Genomic DNA, 2,160 nt, shown 5'->3' with positions numbered 1-2,160 from the left:
GCCCTCGGGGGCGAGGGCGGCGCGGGTCAGCTCGCGCTGGGCCTCGAAGCCCGCCGTGACCGCGTGGTACTGGTCGGCGGCGACGGCCGCCGAGACGGCCTTGGTGATGGCGAGGAACGGAGTGCGGCGGGGCACCTCCAGCAGCGGCAGGCCCTCTTCGGCGGCCGCCTCGACGAGGGCGCCGGGCACCTCGTCGTAGTTCACGCCGACGGCGAAGCCGAGCCCCACCACCCCGGCGCGGACCAGGCGGCGCACATAGCTCCGCATCGCCTCCCGGTCCGTGGCGTCGATCTTCATCGCCGTGATCAGCAGCAGCTCCCCGCCGTCCATCCACGGCACGGGGTCGGCGAGCTCACTGACGTGCGCCCAGCGGACGGGCGTGTCCAGCCGGTCCGCTCCGGCGAGCACGGTGAGCCTGAGCGCGGAGTGGTTGACCAGAGAGGCGAGCGTGAGGGGCATGGAACCTTCGGGCGGGCGGTGCGAGGAGGGTGCCGTCCCGTATGAACGGCTGTGACCGATTCTGCCTCAGTGGAGCATTGCGCGGGAAACGGAACCGGACTCAGCGGAGCGTTCAGCGCTCCAGATCGACCAGGACAGGGGGCGCGCTGCCGCCCCGCACCGACGTCACGGACAGCACCGCGTGCCCGGCCGGCACGCCGTGGGCCAGCTCGGAGGCGGACCAGCGCTCCCGCTCCACCTTGCGGACGGTCACGTCCTGGGCGGTGACGGCCCGGCCCGTGATCACCCGGCGGACGACATGGGTGACGCGGGTGAGCGGCTCGTGGGCGATGACCTGGCGGTCGGTGACGTCACGGGTCTCCACCCACTCCTTGCCCCAGACCTCCGCGAAGCGCGCGCCGTCCCAGGTGGTCACCCCGGAAAAGGCCATCCGGCAGCCGACCGAGCCCAGCAGGGCGCTGCGCAGCGCCTCGGGGACGTCGTCGAGGGTGCGCAGGGTGAGCACGGCACCGGCGTGGGCGGAGCGCAGCCGCGCGAGGCCGCGCACGGACTCGGGGGTGACGGTCTGGGTGGCGTCGTCGAGGACGAGGCAGGCGAACAGCGAGCGGTCGGCGCGGCCCGCGGCGCACTCCGTGAACTGGGCCAGGATCAGCCGGGCGAGCATCCGGGACGCCTCGGCGTGGCCCCGCTCGGGGAGGTCGATCCGGACGCGCAGCGGGTGTTCGAGCGTCCGCAGGGAGAAGGCCCGCCCGGGGCGGGACGTGTCGAAGAAAGCGGCGAAGGCGGGCCGGTCGAGGAGGGCGAGCCGGTCGGCGAGCAGCGGCCCGGGGTCGCCGGGCCGTCCGGCCTGGCGCTCGCGGGCGTCGAGCTCGCGGACGAGGGCCTCCTGTCCGCGTGCCGTGAGGGCGGTGCGCAGCGCGCCGGTCGCGCCGGCGGAGCCCTCCAGGAGGTCGCGCAGTTCGGGGACGGCCGGGAAGCGGCCGTGGGCGGCCCGGAACGGGCCGAGGAGCTGGGCCAGGGCGGTGGCGGCCCGGCGGCCGTCGCCGCCGGGGAGACCGGCGATGAGGTCCCCGACGAGTCCCTCGGCGAGGACGGCGGCGGCCTCGTCGGGGTCGTCAGTGCCGCCGTACAGGTCGAGGTCGTAGGCGGAGTCCGGGCGGCCGATCCGCACGACGACGTCGAAGGCGTCGTCGGGGGCGAGCCCGGCGCCCGCCGCCCCGACGGCGACGACCGCCGTGCGCCCGGCGAGCGCCTGGAGGCACAGCGACTCCAGGACGGGCCGCACCAGCCGCGCGGACTTGCCGCAGCCGGGCGGCCCGACCGCGAGCAGGGAGGTGCCCAGCAGCGTGGGGTCGAGGGCGGCACCGGCGCCCCGGTGGCCGTAGGGGTTGCGCTCGTCGTCGGTGGCGGTGCCGATGCGGACCTGGCGGGTGACGAGGTCGTGGACGGCGGCGCGCACGGGCAGGTCGCGGGCCCCGGAGGGGTGGGCGCACGCGGCGGCTCCGTGCTTGACCACGGCGTCCGTGAAGGCGGCCAGCCGGTCGGGGCGGGCGCGCGAGTCCTCCCAGGCGCGCCCGATGCGGGCGTGGTCGACGTCGTTCATCAGCCCGGCCCTGGCCTCCGCCGCGAGCCGGTCGGCGGCGGCGTCCGCCCCCGAGCCGCGCAGCCGGGGCCATTCGGCGGGGTCCTCGCCGGGTGTGG

General features: G+C 76.7%; 1 protein-coding gene and 1 pseudogene. Both read right to left on the bottom strand.

Going from position 1 to position 2,160, the window contains the following annotated elements; genetic code table 11:
* Positions 1–459: PucR family transcriptional regulator ligand-binding domain-containing protein (locus K6I33_RS34435; protein WP_229358736.1), on the bottom strand; the 459-nt coding region annotated here is incomplete at its 3' end.
* Positions 460–571: 112 nt separating this feature from the next.
* Positions 572–2,160, bottom strand: a pseudogene (locus tag K6I33_RS34430) (ATP/GTP-binding protein); the annotation flags it as partial.

It is taken from the genome of Streptomyces sp. UNOB3_S3 (genome assembly GCF_020740895.1).
Classification (GTDB): domain Bacteria; phylum Actinomycetota; class Actinomycetes; order Streptomycetales; family Streptomycetaceae; genus Streptomyces.
This window is presented reverse-complemented; position numbering and strand designations above follow the sequence as displayed.